General features: G+C 53.9%; 20 protein-coding genes and 6 tRNA genes. 21 read left to right on the plus strand and 5 right to left on the minus strand.

Features of this window, described 5'->3' with window-relative positions:
* Window positions 1-327 precede the first annotated feature (327 nt).
* Complete coding sequence (locus BBD41_RS19810) at window positions 328-2,520, plus strand: Tex family protein (protein ID WP_099480703.1); 2,193 nt, start codon at window positions 328-330, stop codon at window positions 2,518-2,520.
* A gap of 479 nt (window positions 2,521-2,999) precedes the next feature.
* On the opposite strand, the gene BBD41_RS19815 is transcribed toward BBD41_RS19810, so the two are convergent.
* Window positions 3,000-3,575 (minus strand): CGNR zinc finger domain-containing protein, encoded by a 576-nt coding sequence (locus BBD41_RS19815; RefSeq protein ID WP_077567967.1) that lies wholly within the window; start codon window positions 3,573-3,575, stop codon window positions 3,000-3,002.
* 164 nt (window positions 3,576-3,739) lie between these two features.
* Between BBD41_RS19815 and BBD41_RS19820 the strand changes: the two genes are divergently transcribed.
* Window positions 3,740-4,210, plus strand: coding sequence for a DinB family protein (locus tag BBD41_RS19820; protein WP_077567966.1), 471 nt, complete (start codon window positions 3,740-3,742; stop codon window positions 4,208-4,210).
* A 111-nt stretch (window positions 4,211-4,321) separates the two neighbouring features.
* On the opposite strand, the gene cmpA is transcribed toward BBD41_RS19820, so the two are convergent.
* On the minus strand, window positions 4,322-4,450 hold the full coding sequence (gene cmpA, locus BBD41_RS19825) for a cortex morphogenetic protein CmpA (protein ID WP_007132384.1): 129 nt from the start codon (window positions 4,448-4,450) through the stop codon (window positions 4,322-4,324).
* A gap of 81 nt (window positions 4,451-4,531) precedes the next feature.
* Window positions 4,532-4,882 (minus strand): hydrolase/acyltransferase, encoded by a 351-nt coding sequence (locus BBD41_RS19830; RefSeq protein ID WP_077567965.1) that lies wholly within the window; start codon window positions 4,880-4,882, stop codon window positions 4,532-4,534.
* Window positions 4,883-4,995: 113 nt separating this feature from the next.
* Here BBD41_RS19830 and BBD41_RS19835 point away from each other — a divergent pair, with 113 nt between their 5' ends.
* The 13 genes from BBD41_RS19835 to BBD41_RS19895 all read left to right on the plus strand — a co-directional run bounded on the left by BBD41_RS19835 (window position 4,996) and on the right by BBD41_RS19895 (window position 14,539).
* Window positions 4,996-5,481, plus strand: a complete 486-nt coding sequence (locus BBD41_RS19835; RefSeq protein WP_206098331.1) for a SprT family protein — start codon at window positions 4,996-4,998, stop codon at window positions 5,479-5,481.
* Between the two features lie 30 nt (window positions 5,482-5,511).
* Window positions 5,512-5,587 (plus strand) — tRNA-Asn (locus tag BBD41_RS19840).
* 4 nt (window positions 5,588-5,591) lie between these two features.
* Window positions 5,592-5,680 (plus strand) — tRNA-Ser (locus tag BBD41_RS19845).
* Between the two features lie 169 nt (window positions 5,681-5,849).
* Entirely contained in the window at window positions 5,850-6,548 is a 699-nt protein-coding gene (locus BBD41_RS19850; protein ID WP_077567963.1) for a Type 1 glutamine amidotransferase-like domain-containing protein, read from the plus strand.
* Between the two features lie 110 nt (window positions 6,549-6,658).
* Window positions 6,659-6,733 (plus strand) — tRNA-Glu (locus BBD41_RS19855).
* A 74-nt stretch (window positions 6,734-6,807) separates the two neighbouring features.
* Window positions 6,808-6,883 (plus strand) — tRNA-Lys (locus BBD41_RS19860).
* A 42-nt stretch (window positions 6,884-6,925) separates the two neighbouring features.
* A tRNA-Leu gene (locus BBD41_RS19865) sits at window positions 6,926-7,008 on the plus strand.
* A 191-nt stretch (window positions 7,009-7,199) separates the two neighbouring features.
* On the plus strand, window positions 7,200-7,658 hold the full coding sequence (locus BBD41_RS19870) for a KGG domain-containing protein (RefSeq protein ID WP_077567962.1): 459 nt from the start codon (window positions 7,200-7,202) through the stop codon (window positions 7,656-7,658).
* Window positions 7,659-8,020: 362 nt separating this feature from the next.
* Entirely contained in the window at window positions 8,021-9,694 is a 1,674-nt protein-coding gene (locus tag BBD41_RS19875; RefSeq protein WP_099478523.1) for an AraC family transcriptional regulator, read from the plus strand.
* Window positions 9,695-9,807: 113 nt separating this feature from the next.
* Window positions 9,808-10,836: an ABC transporter substrate-binding protein gene (locus tag BBD41_RS19880; RefSeq protein ID WP_099478524.1), complete on the plus strand. Its 1,029-nt coding sequence runs from the start codon at window positions 9,808-9,810 to the stop codon at window positions 10,834-10,836.
* 34 nt (window positions 10,837-10,870) lie between these two features.
* Window positions 10,871-11,878, plus strand: coding sequence for a FecCD family ABC transporter permease (locus tag BBD41_RS19885; RefSeq protein WP_099478525.1), 1,008 nt, complete (start codon window positions 10,871-10,873; stop codon window positions 11,876-11,878).
* Window positions 11,871-12,893, plus strand: a complete 1,023-nt coding sequence (locus BBD41_RS19890) for a FecCD family ABC transporter permease (RefSeq protein ID WP_099478526.1) — start codon at window positions 11,871-11,873, stop codon at window positions 12,891-12,893. The genes BBD41_RS19885 and BBD41_RS19890 overlap by 8 nt, the downstream gene beginning before the upstream one ends.
* A gap of 17 nt (window positions 12,894-12,910) precedes the next feature.
* Window positions 12,911-14,539 carry an alpha/beta hydrolase gene (locus tag BBD41_RS19895; protein WP_099478527.1) on the plus strand — a complete coding sequence of 543 codons (1,629 nt, stop codon included), beginning with the start codon at window positions 12,911-12,913 and terminating at the stop codon, window positions 14,537-14,539.
* A 231-nt stretch (window positions 14,540-14,770) separates the two neighbouring features.
* Here the strand turns inward: BBD41_RS19895 and BBD41_RS19900 are convergent, their stop codons facing one another.
* The gene (locus tag BBD41_RS19900) at window positions 14,771-15,421 is read right to left on the minus strand and encodes a PAS domain-containing protein (RefSeq protein WP_077567956.1); all 651 of its coding nucleotides are present in this window, start codon (window positions 15,419-15,421) and stop codon (window positions 14,771-14,773) included.
* A 178-nt stretch (window positions 15,422-15,599) separates the two neighbouring features.
* Here BBD41_RS19900 and BBD41_RS19905 point away from each other — a divergent pair, with 178 nt between their 5' ends.
* The 6 genes from BBD41_RS19905 (at window position 15,600) to BBD41_RS19930 (ending at window position 18,019) form a co-directional block, all read left to right on the plus strand.
* Entirely contained in the window at window positions 15,600-15,956 is a 357-nt protein-coding gene (locus BBD41_RS19905; RefSeq protein ID WP_077567955.1) for a helix-turn-helix domain-containing protein, read from the plus strand.
* Window positions 15,957-16,068: 112 nt separating this feature from the next.
* Window positions 16,069-16,151 (plus strand) — tRNA-Leu (locus tag BBD41_RS19910).
* 191 nt (window positions 16,152-16,342) lie between these two features.
* Window positions 16,343-16,762: an organic hydroperoxide resistance protein gene (locus tag BBD41_RS19915; protein ID WP_077567954.1), complete on the plus strand. Its 420-nt coding sequence runs from the start codon at window positions 16,343-16,345 to the stop codon at window positions 16,760-16,762.
* 127 nt (window positions 16,763-16,889) lie between these two features.
* A complete protein-coding gene (locus BBD41_RS19920; protein ID WP_077567953.1) occupies window positions 16,890-17,132 on the plus strand; it encodes a zinc ribbon domain-containing protein in 243 nt (80 codons plus the stop codon).
* Between the two features lie 89 nt (window positions 17,133-17,221).
* Complete coding sequence (locus BBD41_RS19925; RefSeq protein ID WP_028406504.1) at window positions 17,222-17,503, plus strand: hypothetical protein; 282 nt, start codon at window positions 17,222-17,224, stop codon at window positions 17,501-17,503.
* A gap of 93 nt (window positions 17,504-17,596) precedes the next feature.
* The gene (locus BBD41_RS19930) at window positions 17,597-18,019 is read left to right on the plus strand and encodes a thiol-disulfide oxidoreductase DCC family protein (RefSeq protein ID WP_077567952.1); all 423 of its coding nucleotides are present in this window, start codon (window positions 17,597-17,599) and stop codon (window positions 18,017-18,019) included.
* Window positions 18,020-18,039: 20 nt separating this feature from the next.
* Here BBD41_RS19930 and BBD41_RS19935 read toward each other — a convergent pair whose 3' ends face one another.
* Complete coding sequence (locus BBD41_RS19935) at window positions 18,040-18,924, minus strand: thermonuclease family protein (RefSeq protein WP_099478528.1); 885 nt, start codon at window positions 18,922-18,924, stop codon at window positions 18,040-18,042.
* Between the last annotated feature and the right edge of the window lie 155 nt (window positions 18,925-19,079).

A 19,079-nucleotide genomic window follows, 5' to 3' on the forward strand; every position in this document is an offset into this window, starting at 1 on the left:
GGGCCCGTCCGATAAAGGGGGGAAACCACGGCCCCTCTCTGGGCTGTCTTGGCATGACCCGCACCATGCTTTTGGCAGCGATTTGGCAGCTGCAGCGCTCGCAAGAGGTTCGCTCGGCTGTCTTAAATGCAAAACGATCGTTAGCGTATTTATTTAATAGAATATAAAGTGAATCTTAAAAACAGATGAAAAAGACATGAAACGAAGCTTAAAGCCGCCGGCTTCACGGACGTAAAGTGGAAATGCCAGCGGAGATTTGGGATAATAGCTGTACAAGTTACGTTGAAGAAAGAAAGAGGGATATCATTGTCTGATTTGGAAGCCGTAATGGAAGCGAATGAGGAACAAATTCGAAAGGAAGAGCTGAAACGGATCATTAAGCAGATTTCGAAGGAGCTGCAATTGTCCGAGAAACAGGTGCGTACGACCGTAGAGCTTCTGGATGAAGGCAATACGATACCGTTTATTGCGCGATACCGTAAGGAAATGACGGGCGAGCTGGATGAGAACCAACTGCGCAGCATCGAGGAACGGACGGGCTATTTGCGCAATCTCGAGATCCGAAAGCGCGAGGTTATTCGCATCATTGAGGAGCAGGGCAAGCTGACGGATGAGCTGAGGGCATCGATTACAGCGGCAGTCAAGCTTCAGGAAGTAGAGGATCTGTACCGTCCTTATAAGCAAAAGCGCAAGACCCGGGCCAGCGTTGCGAAGGAAAAAGGTCTTGAGCCGTTATCGGAATGGATCTGGTCGCAGCCGAAGCAGGGCGATGCCCTGGCTGAAGCTTCGAAATATGTTAACGAGGAAAAAGGAGTGGCTTCGCCGGAGGAGGCGCTTCAAGGCGCCATGGATATTTTGGCCGAAAACATCGCGGACGATGCCAAGATTCGCGCCTGGGTGCGGCGCTTCAGCTTGGACCACGGCATTCTGACCTCGGAAGCCAAGGATGCGGAAGCGGAATCGGTGTACGAGAATTATTACAGCTACCGGGAATTGGCGAAGAAAATGCCGCCGCACCGGATTCTGGCCATTAATCGGGGCGAGCGTGAGAATATACTGAAGGTTGGACTCGAGGTTCCTTATGAGTCCATTCATGCCTATATCGGCAAGCAGGTGCTGAAGGGCACATCTGTCGTCACGGATATCCTGACGGCTGTCATTGAGGATTCCTACAAGCGCCTGATCGCGCCGTCGATCGAGCGCGAGGTGCGCGGAGAGCTCACCGAGAAGGGGGAGAACCAGGCCATTTCGATCTTCGCCGGCAACCTGCGCAGCCTGCTGCTGCAGCCGCCGGTGAAGGGACGCTGCGTACTCGGCGTGGATCCCGCCTACCGGACGGGCTGCAAGCTGGCCGTCGTTGACGAGACCGGCAAGCTGCTGGAGGTGGCGGTTACGTATCCGACGCCGCCGAACAACAAGAAGCGGGAGGCTGCCGCCAAATTCAAGGAGCTGATTGCCAAGTACGGCATTAAGCTCATCGTCATCGGCAACGGCACGGCTTCGCGCGAGACGGAGCAGTTCGTCGCCGAAGATGTGATCGCGGATATCGGAGATCCCGAGCTTGCTTACCTGATCGTGAACGAGGCGGGAGCCAGCGTATATTCCGCCTCCAAGCTGGCACAGGAGGAATTCCCGGATCTGGATGTGGCGGAACGCAGCGCGGCTTCGATTGCAAGACGGGTTCAGGACCCGCTGGCCGAGCTGGTGAAGATCGATCCGAAATCGATCGGCGTCGGACAGTATCAGCATGACGTGACGCAGAAGCATCTAGAGGAAAGCTTGAAGGCGGTCGTCGAGTCGGCGGTTAACCATGTCGGCGTGGACGTGAATACGGCCTCGCCTTCGCTGCTCTCTTATGTATCGGGCATCAACGCCACAATTGCGAAGAATATCGTCAAATACCGCGAGGAGAACGGGAAATTCGTCAGCCGCAAGCAGCTGCAGAAGGTGCCTCGCCTTGGAGCGAAGACGTTCGAGCAGTGCGTGGGCTTCATGCGGATTTCCGACGGCGAGAACATCCTGGACCGGACGCCGATCCATCCGGAATCGTATCCGGTGGTGGACCGGCTGTTCCAGGAGCTCCAGGTAGGGCTCGACAAGCTCGGCAGCAAGGAGCTGGCCGAGCTGCTGGATGCCCAGCAGCCTGAACAGCTCGCGGTGAAGCTGGATGTCGGCGTGCCGACCCTGCGCGATATCCTGGACAGCTTGCAGCGCCCGGGACGGGATCCGCGGGAGGAGCTGCCTCAGCCGATCTTCCGGCACGATGTGCTGAAGATCGAGGATCTGGTGCCGGGAATGGAGCTTCAGGGAACGGTCCGCAACGTGATCGATTTCGGCGCCTTTGTCGATATCGGCATCAAGAGCGACGGCCTCGTCCATATTTCCCAGCTTAGCGATGGATATGTCAAGCATCCGATGGATGTCGTTTCGGTTGGTGACAACGTGACAGTCTGGGTGCTGAACGTGGATTTGAAGAAAGGCCGCGTCGGATTGACGATGCGAAAGCCGAAGGATCAGTAATTAATACGGCGGTAATGGAAGTGCCGTCGGAGCAAAAGGCGCATCTCCTGTATGGGGATGCGCCTCTTTTTTTGATGCTTAAATTCCGGTCCTAATCGATATCGGGCGAAAACTAATGGTGTTGTTCTCAGCCGGTCAGCCTTCCCGTTTATCAGTCCAATAAGGAAGCTTATACCCGGGGTCAATCGTTCTAATCCAGCGAATCCCGGGCCGAAAGAGCATCAGGTTGTGCCTACGCAGCATAAGTATTAATCGGCACGCTGGCCTTGGTCTACCGGATAAGTTTGTGCATCGAGTCGCTCTGGTAGCCTTAGTAATCCGGATAAACTTGTGTTTTGAGCTGTTGTGGCTGGGTCGGCACGATGCTCTGGATAAGCTGGTGTATTGAACTGTTAAGGGTAACCTTGGTATACCGGATAAACTTGTACCTCGAGCCGTTCTATGCATCCTTGGTGCTCCGGTGAGGCTTATGCTTCGTGTCACATCGGCTCGTCCTGCCTGTCGTTCGAGCCGTTCTGTCTCTTTTTCGCCCGGAAACGCCGAACCTTCATCAGATTGCCGCAGGCCTTCTCGTCACAGTACCGCTTGGAGCGGTTGCGGGTATCGTCGTAATAGACCCACAGGCAGTCCGGATTGGTGCAGATCCGGATCCGGGAGGCTTCGCCTTCCGCCAGCGTAATGGCGAAGGAGCCTGCAATTTCGGCGATGGCGCCCTGCCACCCGGATTCGAGCGGCGTGTAGCTGATCGCCATCCGACCGTCCATGCCGGTATGAAGCTGCCGGGCGAGCGGACCGCCTTCCATCCAGCGGTTCAGTTCCTTGACCTGGCTCCCCAGCAGGGCTTCTCCGGCGGCGATGTGCCGCACAACACTCAGAAGAAAGGAGCGGAACGCTCGAAGCTTATCCATCTCCTGCGCGGTTGGCAGCGCAGACACGCGAAGGCGGTGAGTGCGGATCAGCTCCTCGACCCAATCCTTGCGCTCAAGCCGATCTTCAGAGCGGCCGGTGCCCCGCCAGTCGCGCCACTCACTGTTCAAAAAATCATCCCATAGCATGGTGATACATCCTTTCTAAGCTGCTTCTTATTGTAACAATCAAACATTGGATTTGCCAGTTACTTGAAAATAAAGTGAAGGTGTGATAAGTTGGGTGTAATGGTCTAAACAATATTTGATGGTTACAACATTTGATCGCAAATTTCATGGGGAGGGCGATGAGGATGCGTTTACGGGATGTGCTGCTTCAGAATTGGGATTATGTGATGGACCAGGAGGATTGGTACCCGCCTGCGCTCGATGCTTTAAAGGATGTAACGATGGAGCAAGCGCTGTGGAAGCCAGAGGGGAGCCCGGTTAACTCCATCTGGGAGAACGTGCTGCATCTGCTGTATTACAAACAGCGGCTGCTTGCCCGGCTTGAAGGGACGACGCTGCGCCATGAGGCAGCGGATAATGACGAGACCTTTATCGTTCATGATCGGAGCGAGGAGGCATGGCGGTTGGCCCAAGAACAGCTGAAGGACGTTCATGCAGCATTAAGGCGTAAGATCGAGCAGCTGCCGGAGGAGGAGCTTCAGGAGTCGCCGCAGCGGTTCTTTAGCTTGATTACCCATGACGCCTACCATATCGGACAGATGATTATGCTGCGGAAGATGCAGGGCTCCTGGCCGGCCAAGCGTCATTTCTCGTAGCCTGTTGAAGAAACGCAAGCGCAGCGATCCATGCATGCAAAAACAAGCCGGACGAAAGATGTCCGGCTTGTCGTTCATACCTACTTGGCTATTGATAATGAGCGGCGCGTCTTATCTGACATTCGATTTCTCGCCCGGGGAGTTCCGGTAAAAGAACCAGCATTCGTTCAGCAGCTTGATCTGACGTCTGTCCTTTTTGCGGAAGGCGCGCGTCAATTGATTGCAGAGCCATTGCGGCAAGGGTATCTCCTCCTCTTGCTAATTCCATCTGTATGGATAGCATATGGGGAAAAGGCCCAAAGCGTGCAGGTCTACATGGATTTATTGCCCTTCTTCCTCATACCACTGCTCTAGCTGGGCTTGAAGCGCCCGAATTTCGGTCAGCAAAGCAATGAGCGGATATTCGCTTTCGTTCAAGGAAGCAAAGGATTGCTCAAGTTCATTTATGTACTCCAGTCCGTTTCGAATGCTCATCGATTCCTGAAGCAAATCCAGGCTGTCGCATTCGGCTATGGCAATCGGCAGCCGAGGCTTGCCGGGAGCGGTCAGTTTGTCGATCTCTTTATTCAGGCGCAGGTTCAGTGCGCTGAGCTGATACGCATAATCGCTGGGCATTTCCACAAATTCCAGCTCATGCTGCCGCTGTAGGATTACGTAACGCATCGTTGGCATGTTCGCAGGTTCTCCCTCCATGACTTTCTACTTGACAGTGTAGCCCAGAGGGAAGTTAAAATTCAAGTAGCATTTACAAGCATAGGAAAGGAACAGCAGGGACCATGAAGGAAATGAGCAACGAGGAACTGCAGGCCTGGGTTGAAAGCGTCTCGTTGAAGAGCTTTGGGGTACCCTTCAGGCATAAAGCAACGTTTAACCGGCGTTTATCGTCCACCGGAGGCCGGTATTTTTTGAAGGCACATCATATCGAGATTAACCCGCACCAGCTGGCCGCGAACGGGCCGGAAGAGGTGGAGAAGATCATTAAGCACGAGCTGTGCCACTACCATCTTCATATCGCGGGAAAAGGCTACCGGCACCGCGATCCCGATTTTAAGCAGCTGCTGCAGGCGGTCGGAGGCAGCCGGTTTTGCAAATCGCTGCCTGCTACTAAGCCTGCGGGCAGGAAGCCGGAGCCCTATCGATATATGCTAAGATGCGGGGCATGCGGCACCGAGTATTTACGCAAGCGCAAAATGAATCCGGCGCGTTACCGATGCGGTCGCTGCAGCGGGCGCCTGACGCTTCTACAGCTTGACTCCCCCAAGAAGTCATGATAAATTATTACTAGCTAATCGACTTGACGTTCCCCGATAGCTCAGTTGGTAGAGCACTCGACTGTTAATCGAGTTGTCACAGGTTCGAGTCCTGTTCGGGGAGCCATCATGGAGAGATACCCAAGTGGCTATAAGGGGACCCTCTGCTAAGGGGTTAGACTGCGTAAGCGGTGCGAGGGTTCGAATCCCTCTCTCTCCGTTTGATACACACCATGGGAAGCTCCCGTCACATCAGTGACCGGGGGCTTTCTTGCATACTTGCATAGGGATGATTAGGACATCAAGCTTTTTTATGGATAGCGAACAACAGCTCTATAGGGTAACATCATCCGCAGTTTCGGGGAATTGAACTTCTGGAGGGAGAAGAGATGAAACAAATTATTGCCATGGGCGGCGGGGGCTTTTCCATGGAGCCGGACAACCTGCTGCTTGACCGGTATGTACTGGCCCAAGTTCCGAAGGAAACACCTAAGATATGCTTTATACCGACGGCGAGCGGGGATGCGGACAACTATGTAGAGCGGTTCTATACTGCCTTTCGTCCGCTGTCCTGCACGCCATGCCACTTATCCTTGTTTCAGCCCGATTTCGCGGATCTGAGATCCTATGTGCTTGAGCAGGACATCCTTTATGTTGGGGGCGGCAATACCCGAAATATGCTGATCCTGTGGAAAGAGTGGGGCCTTGATCGCATTCTCCGGGAAGCCTATGTGCGTGGAGCGGTTTTGACCGGACTCAGCGCAGGGTCGATCTGCTGGTTTGAAGAAGGCGTTACCGATCCGTTAAACGGCCCGTTATATAAACTGAACGGACTTGGTTTGCTTGCGGGGAGCCATTGCCCGCATTATGACGGAGAGAGCAAGCGGAGGCCCGCATACCATGACCTGATCCTTCAAGGAGAGGTTCAGCCTGGTTATGCCGCAGACGACGGAGCCGCATTGCATTTTATTGACGGGCATCTGCACGGGGTCGTCAGCTCGAGGCCCCATGCGAAAGCATACCGCGTAGAGCGGGCAGGGGATATGGTGGAAGAGCAGGAGCTCCGGGTCAAATGGCTGGGTTCATGACCTTTGATCGTGCCTGCGAAAAAAATATAAAAAATTTAAAAAAAGTGCTTGTCATCTTTTTTGGATTTATGCTATACTCAATCTTGTCGTCACGGCGACGTGGTTAAAGTGGCCCGTTGGTCAAGGGGTTAAGACACCTCCCTTTCACGGAGGTAACAGGGGTTCGAATCCCCTACGGGTCACCAACTTTCTTAATATCACTGCGGATCCTAATCCGGATGTTGGGAAGTCTTTATGGCAGCTGCATGATTGTCATCGAGAGCCATTAGCTCAGTTGGTAGAGCACCTGACTTTTAATCAGGGTGTCGAAGGTTCGAGTCCTTCATGGCTCACCAGTTTTTTGATAAAGTGGTCGATTTGCTTCATCCTTATATTATGCGGTAGTGGTGGAATGGCAGACACGCTATCTTGAGGGGGTAGTGGGTGTATACCCGTGGAGGTTCGAGTCCTCTCTACCGCATACATGATCGAACGATAAGAAACCCTGCACTGAACGGTGCGGGGTTTTTTCGTTTTTATGAACTTCAAGCGGCTAAAACCTGCCCATCGTTACACGGATACGCAAGAAGGATGTTTCATAATCGCAGAAGAGGTTAATATCATACCGTAGACGAGTACAACTTCTAAAAAACCTATAAGGAGTGATTCAGAATGGCTAACAACAATAATGGTAAGATGAGCCGTGAAGAAGCAGGACGTTTAGGTGGGGAAGCTACAGCAAATAATCATGACAAAGAGTTCTATCAAGAGATTGGTCGCAAAGGCGGCGAAGCCACTGCCGAGTCTCATGATAAGGAATTCTATCAGGAGATCGGGAAGAAGGGCGGCGAAGCTACTGCCGAGTCCCATGACAAGGAGTTCTACCAAGAGATTGGCCAGAAGGGCGGCGAAGCCACGGCGGAATCTCATGGACGCGAATTCTATGAGGAGATCGGACGTAAAGGCGGCGAAGCGACCTCTGATTCCCATGACCGAGAATTCTATCAGGAGATCGGCCAGAAGGGTGGACAAGCCCGGAATGACAGCGACGGCAATGACGGCAAGATGAGCCGTGAGGAAGCTGGACGCAAAGGCGGCGAGGCAAGAGCCCGTCAGCGCCGCGGGGAATAACATTATCGACGAATCGTTCGTAAAAGGCAGGCTTAGCGGTTAGGATGGGCACGGAGTCCCATTCCAAAGACCCGCCCAATGCGACAAGCATGCGGGACTGCGTAGATCAACCTGCACTTCGACGTTCAACCACCGAAGCAGCTGTGAATCCTTAGGGATCCGCAGCTGCTTTTTTGTGTCTATAGAATGAGGCAGCTCGTTTCCAGCTCTCGCTCGTTCATGCAGCCTTATGATGCGGAAATAAAATAAAGCGGCCTAGTTTGAAATCCGCATATATTTTAGAGAAATCCGCTGGACAAGGATCCGGATGTGATAATATGATAATGATAACCATTCTCATTTATGATAGGGGTTTTTCACATATGGATTTGGCAAGGAGCAGCAAGGCACTGAACGGGCAAAAGGAAATTGGGGGGGTGACGGCCCGGTTGTGGAATATCGAAATATTCCGGGAGCAGGATTTGCCGCTCGAATATCAGCTTACAATGCATTCGGCGCTGATCCTCCAGATGGGAGGGGAAGCGTTCCTCCAAACGGGAGAGCAGAGCCTGCATATGCGCAAAGGGAGCGTTAAAATCTGCCGGGCGGGTTCTACCTTCGGTCTGACCAAGGTCGGCCATGCAGGGAAGAAGAAGCAGGCGCATGCCGTCATTGCCGTTCTTTATTTCGCCTTCTATGAAGGGCTGCCGGGGAGCGGGCGCCTTCGAGAGGCGGATGCCTCCGCCTTGATTCCTTGCGAAGCCGGCCTGCCGGAATCGCTGTACAGCTCCTGCAGCTCGCTGTATGAATATTTTCACAGCGGAGACCGAATGAAGGAGTGGCGGGCACAGCTTGACTTTCAGGAGCTGCTGTACACGATGATTTCGGAAGCTGTTTCCGGTCAATCCGAGGGCAAACGGCAGGCGCTGGAGCGGGCCAAAGACTACATGCATGAGCATTATGATGAGGATCTGACGCTGGATCAATTGGCCGATTTGGCGGGCTTTAGCCCGAAATATTTTGCGGAAGTGTTCAAAAACACGTATGGCCACACCCCGATGGATTATCTTTCAGGCATCCGCATGAATAAGGCGAAGCTGCTGCTATTGCGGTCCGAGCCTTTGCTTCGGGAAGTTGCGCATCAGGTGGGATATAAGGATGAGTTCTATTTTAGCCGCAAATTCAAGAAAAGCTTTGGCCTCTCTCCATCCGAATACAGAAAGAAGCGGAAAAACAAAATCGCCTTGTACGGCTCGACCTCGCTTCTCGGCTATGCGATGCCGCTGCAGTTCGTCCCTTATGCCGCACCGGTCCATCCCAAGTGGTCCCCTTACTATTATCATGCCCTCGGATCCGAGATCCCCGTGCATCTTGACGCTTACAGACAGAACCATAACAAATCCGCGAACCTGGAAAGGCTCGCTGCAGCAAGCCCGGAGCTGATTATATGCGCACAGGAGGTCGAGCTTTGGGAACGGGAGCTGCTGGAGAAAATCGCGCCTGTATACGTGATGCCGGAGGACCGGGAGGGATGGCGGGCTCAACTGCTTGCTTTAGCGGACAAGCTGGGCAGGAGGCCGGAAGCGGACAGCTGGATCGAATCGTATCAGGAGAAGACGGCCGCTTGCTGCAGCGCACTTGAGAATCGTGAGAATGAAGAGAAGACGGTTCTCACGCTTCGTGTACACCAGCGCGAGCTTACGGCGTACAGTCATCCTGGTATGAAGGAATTGTTGTTCGACCGCCTGAAATTACAGCCGGCGCTAGGGTCCCTCCTTGAAGCTGACCGTCATGGTCTTGAGGATTTGAGCGTAACGGCGATCAAGGAATGCGGAGCGGATCATATCCTGCTCCTTGTTCGACAGGATTCGGAAACGCTCGCTTTTTGGAAGCAGCTGCAGGCGTCGCCGGAGTGGCTGATGATTCCTGCCGTAAGGGAGGGGCGTGTGCACCAGCTGCCTTCTTTCCCATGGCGGGAGTATTCTCCTGTCGCGATGGAACGAATGGCGGAGGAGGCCGGCAGGCTCTTTACGGAAAATGGCCGTATCCGGAAATGATCCATGCGCAATCGGTATTTCGTCCATGGCGAAACGAATCGCTTTCCTTTACCATAATCAATAATGATAATCATTATCAATGAATGAGATGTGAAAGGGGAAGCAGGAGAGAGATGAGCAGAACGAAATGGATCTTGGGGCTGATGCTTACGATAGCCCTGGTGCTGTCCGCTTGCGGCGGCGGAGCGAATCAATCGGAGGACGCCGGCACGGCGGCAACCGGCGCTTCGGAAGCTGCGGGAGCAGCAAATACGGACACCGCGACAAAAGAGAAAGAAGAAACGGCTCCGGCACCGTCCGAAACGAAGGTTGTCAAATACTTGGATCAGGAGTATACCCTTCCGGCAAGCACCGAGCGGATCGTGATTACAGGTGCGGTCGAGGCAATGGAGGATTCCATCGTGCTGGATGTGAATCCGGTCGGGGCTATCTCGTTCTCCGGCGAGTTTCCGCCAATGTTTCAATCGATAACGAAAAACGCGCAGTCAATCGGCGAGAAAACGGAGCCGAACTTCGAGACCATATTGTCCCTGAAACCGGACGTGATCCTCGGTTCGACCAAATTCAAGCCGGAGGTCGTCGAGCAGCTGAATAAAATCGCGCCGACAATTCCGTATTCCCATGTGTCGACCAACTGGGAAGCGAATCTGAGATTGCTTGGGGAGCTGAGCGGGAAAGAGGAGCAGGCGGAGCAGGCCATCAGCCAATATAAAGCGGATTTGGAGGCGGCCAAGGCGACCTTGGGCGATAGCCTGAAGGACAAGAAGGTCGTTGCGCTCCGGGTCCGTGCGGGAGAGATGTACATTTATCCGGCTGGCGTATTTTTCAATCCGGTGTTGTATGAGGAATTGGGGATAGCGGTACCGGAAGAGGTGGCTGCTGCCGAGGCGCAGGAGCTGATCTCGAAAGAGAAATTCGCCGAAATGAACCCGGATTATGTATTTATCCAGTTCTCTCCTGACGAGAACAAGGATACACCGAATGCACTGGAGGAGCTGCAGAACGATCCGATCATGAGCAATTTGAACGCCTTCAAGAACGGCAAGGCATTCGTGAACGTCGTGGATCCGCTTGCTCAGGGCGGAACGGCGTACAGCAAGATCGAGTTTCTGAAGGCGGCTGTGGAGCATCTGGCGAAATAAAAATCACGGCATAAACGGATAAGGATTGTTGTTCATGGGATTCAAGAAATCGCTGCCGGCTGTCATCCTGGTGATGGCTCCGGCAGTATGCTTATTGCTGATGGGGGCTTCCATCCTGTATGGGGCCAAAAATATTACGATGAATACCGTCTGGGATGCCATCGTTGCCTTCGATCCGAACAGCGTGGATCATCAGATCATTCGGAGCTCCCGGCTCCCCCGGGTCATCGGGGCCATGCTGATCGGCGCTTTTCTTGCGGTTTCGGGAGCGCTGATGCAGGGCATGACGAGGAACTATCTTGCGTCCCCTTCGATTATGGGGGTGTCGGACGGCTCGGTGTTCGCGGTCACGCTGTTTATGGTGCTGATGCCGAATGCCTCCTCCGGCCTGTATATTGTCAGCTCGCTAGTCGGCTCCGCGATCGGGGCCGCCGTCGTATTCGGCTTGGCTTGGCTTATACCGGGCGGCATGCGTCCGGTTCAGCTTGCCATTCTCGGCACCGTCATCGGGACGTTTCTCAGCGGTACGGCGGAGGCGATCGCGGCTTATTTTCAAATCTCGCAGACGGTCAGCTTCTGGTACAATGCCCGTCTGCATGCGATGGATCCGGAGCTGATCAAGCTGAGCATCCCTTTCGCTGTGGCCGGCTTGGCGCTTGCCTTAACGCTTTCCAAATCGGTAACGCTCCTTTCGCTCGGAGACGATACGGCTAAAGGTCTCGGCGTGCGGCCATGGATCATTAAAGCCTTGGCGATGCTTGCAGTTGTCATTCTGACTGGCGTGTCGGTTGCGCTTGCGGGGAAAGTGGCTTTTGTCGGGTTGATCATCCCTCATATTGCGAGATATTTGTCAGGGTCGGATTATCGCTGGATCGTTCCCGTCTCCGGGGTGCTTGGCGGCCTGCTCCTGGCTCTGTGCGATATTCTGGCGCGCTTCGTCAATTACCCGTTCGAGACGCCGGTCGGCGTGATCACGTCCATCATCGGCGTCCCCTTCTTCCTGTACTTAATCAAAACGAGGGGAGGGGCTCAGCGTGCGTAATGCTGCCGGCCGTTTCGGCCTCGTGTTCGGCGCAGGGATTGTATTGGTGCTGGCCGCCTTTTATTTCAGCTTGACGAGCGGAACGTTTGATATGTCCGTTGCAGAAGTCGTCCGCACGCTGCTGCGCATCGATTCAAGCCACGAATTTGATCTCGTCGTCTTCGAATTCCGGCTGCCGCGAATCGTCCTTGGCGCGCTGGTCGGCTTCGCGCTCGGAACGGCAGGAGGAGTGATACAGGGCGTTACCCGCAACGGGCTTGCGGATCCGGGCATCCTCGGCATCAATGCCGGAGCAGGCATGGCGGTTGTGCTGTTCATGTTCCTTTTCCAGGGACAGCTGACGATGACAGGCTGGGCCGGCGTCATGATGATGCCGATGTTTGGCGTGGCGGGCGGTTTGGCCGCTACCGGAGCCATTTATATGTTTGCAAAGGAAGGCGGGAGGCTCGATCCGCAGCGGCTCATTCTGGTCGGGATTGCAATAGCTTCCGGTTTCGGGGCGGTGACGATGTATTTTTCACTCAAAATGAATCCCAAGGATTACGAGATGGCGGTTGCCTGGCTGGCTGGAAGCCTTCACAGCGCCAACTGGAAGTTCGTGGCGACGATAATTCCCTGGCTGCTTATTCTGCCGGTCATTATTTGGAGCCGTGCCCACGTGCTTGATCTGTTCCAGCTCAGCGAGGAGAGCGTGAAAAGCGTTGGCGTATCGGTGGAACGCGAGAAAAGGCTCCTTCTGCTGTGCAGCATCGGATTGGTTAGCGCAAGCGTCGCCGTATCGGGCAGCATCGGCTTCGTCGGCCTGATCGCTCCGCATTTGGCCAGGCAGCTTGTGGGGCTGAAGCATCTGTATATGCTTCCGGTCAGCGGCCTCGCCGGCATGGCGATCGTCATGATCGGGGATCTCATCGGACGAACGGTTTTTGCTCCCGCAGAGCTTCCCGCAGGCATCGTCGTATCGGTGATCGGCGTCCCTTACTTCGTTTATTTATTGTTTCGCATGAGAAAATCTTGATCATCCGGGGAGGACCTATGAACCGATATCAGAAGCTTTCGGCATTGGACCGGGAACTAACCTTGTATTTGCCCCCATCTTACGATGAATCGGACCGCTGTTATCCGGTGGCTTATGTTCAGGACGGCGGCGATTCCTTCATGGATTGCCTGAACTATTTAGAGCATCTGTTCAAAGACGGAAGGCTCAGAGAGCTGATCCTGGTCGGGATCGCGACGGAGAACCGGAACGATGAATATACGCCATGGCCGGCAAAGCCGCTGCTTGAAGGCCGTCCTCCCTTTGGGGGGCGGGGAAGGGAGTACGTCGACGAAGTCGCCGATCGCATCAAGCCTTATATTGACAGTTGTTACCGGACGCGGCCCGAGCCGGAACATACGGGGATCATCGGCGCCTCGTTCGGCGGGCTGATCTCCATGCTCGCAGGATATTGGCGGCCGGATACGTTCGGCCGTATCGGCATGCTTTCGGCTTCTCTATGGTATGAAGGCGTCATGGAATTCATCCGTGAGCATGGGAAGCTGCCGCCGGGCCTTCGCGTCTATATGTCGGTCGGTCAATACGAAGGGGCGTATAAGCAAGGAATCCAGAAGCACATGACGCCGAGCAATCTGGAGGCATTCCGCATTTGGTCGGGGGAAGAAGGAGCGGAATCCAGGGTTAAGCTCCACATGGATCCGGATGGAACCCATGATCCGATCTTTATGTCCAGGAGATTCCCGGATGCGGTATCGTGGCTGTTTGACGAAAATGGCAGCGGCGCTGTGAAGCCCCGAGCAGCAGCGGAGCATGATGCAAGCACAGCGGGACAAGCCGTTGCGGCGGAAGGAATACGCGGCATCCCGGAGACGGTTGGGCCCGCTTATCGCATATCAGGCACGGTTACATGGAGCATGCGGTCCGAATCGAATGGACGCGCATACCGGATTTCCGTTGCCGAGCCGATGGGACCGCCGCCTGAGGGCGGTTACCCTGTGCTGTATTCGCTTGATGCCAATGCATCTTTCGGGACGCTGGCGGAGGCTGTGAGGCTGCAATCCCGTACGCCGCGCGGCATAACGCCCTCCATCATCGTCGGGATCGGCTACGAAAGCGACAGCCCGATCGTGACGGATGAGCGGTTTTACGATTATACCGTGCCTGCGGCGGCACACGAGCTCCCCGTCCGTCCGAACGGAATGCCGTGGCCGGAAACCGGCGGCGCCGATGACTTCCTGGATTTTATCGAGCTGCAGCTGATCCCCCGCGTTGCGTCGCAATACCCGGTGAATCCCGGGAAGCAGTCGGTATTCGGCCATTCGTTGGGCGGCTTCTTCGTGCTCTATGCGCTGTTCACCAGGCCCCACGTCTTCCGGCGGTATATTGCTGCGAGCCCATCGGTCTGGTGGAAGCAGCATGTGCTGTACAAGACATGGGAGGTCACCAAACTATTTTTCCGGCCGCTGGATTTCCAGCGGAAGCTGAGCATTTTTGTCGGCACCGAAGAAAAGCCCTCCATGGTTCAAGACGCAAGGGATTTGTATGCGAAGCTGCGGGAGCATAAGGATTTGCTGCAAGCCGAGCTTCATGAAATCGAAGGGGAAGGCCATGTATCCGTGCTGCCGTCGCTGGTAAGCCCGCTTCTTCGTCTGATCAGTTCATATTAGGAAGCATTCCGGATACAACCAAACCAGATAATAACAAACAAAGCAGTATGGGACCCGATGCGGGATCCTGTACTGCTTTGTTTTATTAATGTGCTCGTATGGGAACACGCCTGCACAGGCTGGTGCCGCCAGAGGGGCGTATTCCGGGTTATGCGAATGTGCGAAGGGTGAGGCGAAGTATTCCGGGCTATGCGAATGTGCGAAAGGCGAAATGAAAGATGAACGCGAATGTTACTCAATCTCCCCGGTACGGTCATCGTCCAGAGCGGAGGAATATTTCGGATAGAGCCTGCGGATGCAGTCGGGACAAATATCGTGCGTAAATTCGATGGGAAGGCGGCTCTCAAGATAGCTTTCAACCGGTTCCCATGTCTCTTCCTGGCTGACATGCTTGCATACGGCGCAGATGGGGATGTGTTCCGGTAGGGGGAGGCTGCGGGCAAGCGTCTGCTCGAGCAGGATTTGCCGCTGTTTATATTTCGTAATGTCGGTAAAGGAGAGGACGGCGCCGTGAATGAAATTGTCGCTGCTTACGGACAGCGGCTGGACCTCGCACAGCACCCAGAATACTTTGCGGTTCCGGGAGACCGAATACTCCAGGACGCAATCCGGCTGGCTTCCTTCGAGAACGGCTCTGACCGAGGATAAATAATGTTCACCGTCCAAGCTGCCGAAATCGACCTTCCCAAAGCACCCGGGCATAATATCAAAAAATGATGCCCCCTGCCATTGAAAATCAGGCGAGACACCATATCTTACGGACATCGTCACAAGCGGGTCGTTTATCTTATCGATCATACCGTCGGGCGTGATAATCATCAGGCCCCTGTTCAAGGCATGGACGGCATAGTTCCAAGCTGTGCTCATGGTATCGTAGGGCAAAAGGGTTCGCTCCTCTTACGAAATAGACTCATGGGTAAAAGGTACAACGATCCATGGGTCCTATGGTATAATTTAGGCAACATAGATAGATTATACACGTTTTTAAGTGCTTATGCAAGAAGAAAATACGTATTTAAGATATTTTCTTTGGAAAGAGAATCAGGAAGGCGGTTGTTTGATGCAGTCTATTTACCAACGAATCGAACATCTGATAGAAAGCCGGGGTATGACGAAGAAGGCGTTCTGTGAAACCCTCGGGATCAGCACAGGGAATTTTGGTGACTGGAAGCGAGGGAAAACAACGCCGAGTACGAATAAATTAATTGAAATTGCCGCATTTTTCTCCGTTAGCCTGGACTGGTTGATTATCGGGAAGGGCAAGCCCACCACCCGAGTGAACGAAACGCGAGAGGAATATGAGGCAGAAACGGCGCTGTCCGCGCTGTCGGGTCTCGAAGAAAGCGAGAAGGAGTTCATACGGGAGTACCTTGAGTTTTCGGCTTACCGAAGGGATAAGCGAAACGAGAAGACCTAGCCTTGCCAAGGCATGGATTGCAGGTAATAAGCAGGTAATAATTGGAGCTTTACAATTGGCGTTCATGGCTATATAATAGGGAATGTTCTGCTAAAGAACTTCTTTATTATATGCGGTAGTGGTGGAATGGCAGACACGCTATCTTGAGGGGGTAGTGGGTGTATACCCGTGGAGGTTCGAGTCCTCTCTACCGCATTATGAAGAATCAGCATAAGAAGCTGTTGTTCAAGCGTAAGCTTGAGCATCAGCTTTTTTTGTTGTCTCGGAAACCCCGGGTTAATTCGATGCTGAGCTCACAATGCCTGTTCATACCGTTTCAATTTATGCCACAAGTTTAAAGACTTAATATAGCGTTCATACTAGGGCATGAAGGAGTGAGGCAATTTATGAAACCACTGTACACGGCAGATGTGAAGGTTGTTGGTGGACGCGAGGGCTCGATCCGGTCGTCCGACGGGGCTCTTGATCATAAGCTTAGCATGCCGAAGGAGCTTGGCGGACCCGGAGGAGAAGGAACCAATCCGGAGCAATTGTTCGCGGCGGGATACGGGGCTTGCTACGAAAGCGCGCTGGCGAATATCGCCCGCAAGGAAGGGGTAACGCTGAAGGACGTGACGATCCATTCCCAGGTCATGATCGGCAAGGATGAAACGGACGACGGCTTTAAGCTGGCCGTGAAGCTGAGGATTGAGATGCCGGGGATCGAACGGAGCCAGGCCGAGGAGCTTGCGAAAAAGGCGCATGACTTCTGTCCGTATTCCAAAGCGACGCGAGGCAACATCGATGTGGAGCTCAACGTAATCTGACGATTGTTATAGAAGGGGATTGTCCTCCATGCGGGATAATCCCCTTTTTATTGCATAACAATATGGAACTTTTTCCATACTTCGCCGTATTCCGTTATTAAAAGGCAGCTTGAAAGGAGCGCATACTATGCGTATTGAAGAGATGATCGCTGAACGGTTCGTCTGCAGCAAATGCCGCGGAACTCAGTGTGAGACGAAGGAAGTATCCATGTCGGGAGCGGGGCTCAGCAAGCTGTTCGATATTCAGCACAATCATTTCCTATTTGTATCCTGCACCCACTGCGGGTATGTGGAAGTGTTTAATCCGGATATTTTGGAGGGGAAAAAGCGCGGCCAAATCGGCTCGATCCTCGATGTGTTCTTCGGTTGACATCGCCTTTAAAATTCTTTAATATGACTAAGTACCAGAAAGTACAACCAGTCATAAGCAATTACAAATCAATATAAACGGGTGATGACATGCCATACAAACCGCAGATTACAGATGTAACCAAAGCTGGGAGCAATGAGAAGGAAGGGTTGTACGAATTCATTATCCATTTGGCTGACGGAACGGATTGCCGCGTGTTCTACAACCGGTTTCCTGAATGGAAGATGACGGCCCTGAGCCGGCTTGGTAAAGTGCCATGCCCGGTATGCCGCAAGGATTTCATTTGTAAATGCATGGATAGATTTTCGGATGATTTCGATCAGCAGATGAGAGACGGCGAGTGGCTGAACAAAGCGGTCGAATCTGAATAAGGCGACTTATGATGAAGCGCGGGAGAATTCCTGCGTTTTTTCTTATTGGGCGAGTTTCGCGTGTCGCATTTGCCGAAGGGGGGCAGATTGAATATGAAGAAGACGGGCAAGGATAACGAAGAATACGCCATCGTGCTGATCGACGGGGTGTGTCACTTATGCCAGGGCTTGACCCGATTCATAATCCAGCGGGATCCAGCCTGCCATTTCCGGTTCGCGTCGCTCCAATCGGAGCTCGGGCAGTCACTGCTGGAGCAGGGAGGACTGACCCCGGACGGCGGGGATACGATGGTTCTGATCGAAAAAGGGAGATATTATACCCGGTCGCAGGGGGCGCTGCGCATTGCCCGGCGGCTCCGCTTCCCGTGGCCTCTCGCCTATGCGATGATCATCGTGCCTCGTCCGATCCGGGACCGTGCGTACCGCATCGTGGCCAAGAACCGTTACCGCTGGTTCGGCCGCTCCGAAGCATGCATGATACCGACGCCGGATATCCGGCGCCGGTTCCTTTCATAACCAGGAGTTCCCTATGGTCCCTATGAGCGTGGGGCCCTGAACCCGGCCGCGACGGCCTCCTCCTCGGTGCAGAACCACTGCTCCTCCTTCGTCCGCTCATAGTAAGGGGATTCGGGTGTGTGATAGATCTTCTCGCCTTTCGAGTTGATGTTCCCTTTGATGCTGCAGCCGGTCTTGGGGCTGCCCGCCGCAGCGCCTGAATCTGCCGTTTTCTTGGATTCCCCGGATGCGGCGGCGGAGCTGGATTGCGTATCCCCGTCCTGCTCTTCAGGGTGGAAACCGTCCTCCTGCGCGTAATTCTCCACGCTCCAAATGCCGAGCGCCTTCTCCCTGCTGATGCGCTGCAGATCATTGAATTTATCGACATAACGGACGTTCGGTGGATAAATATAGGCTACGCGCGCCAGGCCCTGCTCGAGCAGTGCTTCCTGGACCATTTTTCCGTCGGCATACACGTACGCAAGCAGCCGGTTGTATTTATCCCGGTTCGGACCGATATCAAATTCCAATTCGAGCTTGCCGGCTTGCTCGACGAGGTCCTTCGTGAAAGCTTTGGCCTCCGGTCCAAAAGGCTGGACTCCCAGCTTGGGGTGGCTTGTCTCCGGCGTATCGACCAGCAGCATCCGGACGCTCTCCTTCTTGCCTTCAAACATAACGCTGATCGTGTCCCCGTCCACCGCCTTGACGAGCTCGACGGGTACCCGGGGCAGATTCAGGTCGTCAGTAGGATAAGAGGCTTGCTTCCCATTCGGACTTTGGCTTTGTGCCGCCTTCGTGGACGTTGTCTGTTCCGTTTGGGGGGCAGCAGCTGTCTTCTCGTTCGAAGCAGGTGGCGCTAGCGGCTGGCTGCAGCCGGACAACAGCAGCAGACCGGTTAACAGTGCGGTTAAGATTCGTTTCTTCACGTGATGTCACTCTCCTGACTAGGCTGTATGATATGTATGGGTAGGGATTAGGAGACTCTATTAACCCATCCTATATAAGGAAGTTCTATATACAAAATATTTGCTCCAAGCTTTTATAGTATTGCATATATCCTTGTTTTGGCAATAGCGGTAAA

Origin of the sequence: Paenibacillus ihbetae (assembly GCF_002741055.1) — a bacterium.
Taxonomy (GTDB): domain Bacteria; phylum Bacillota; class Bacilli; order Paenibacillales; family Paenibacillaceae; genus Paenibacillus_AQ; species Paenibacillus_AQ ihbetae.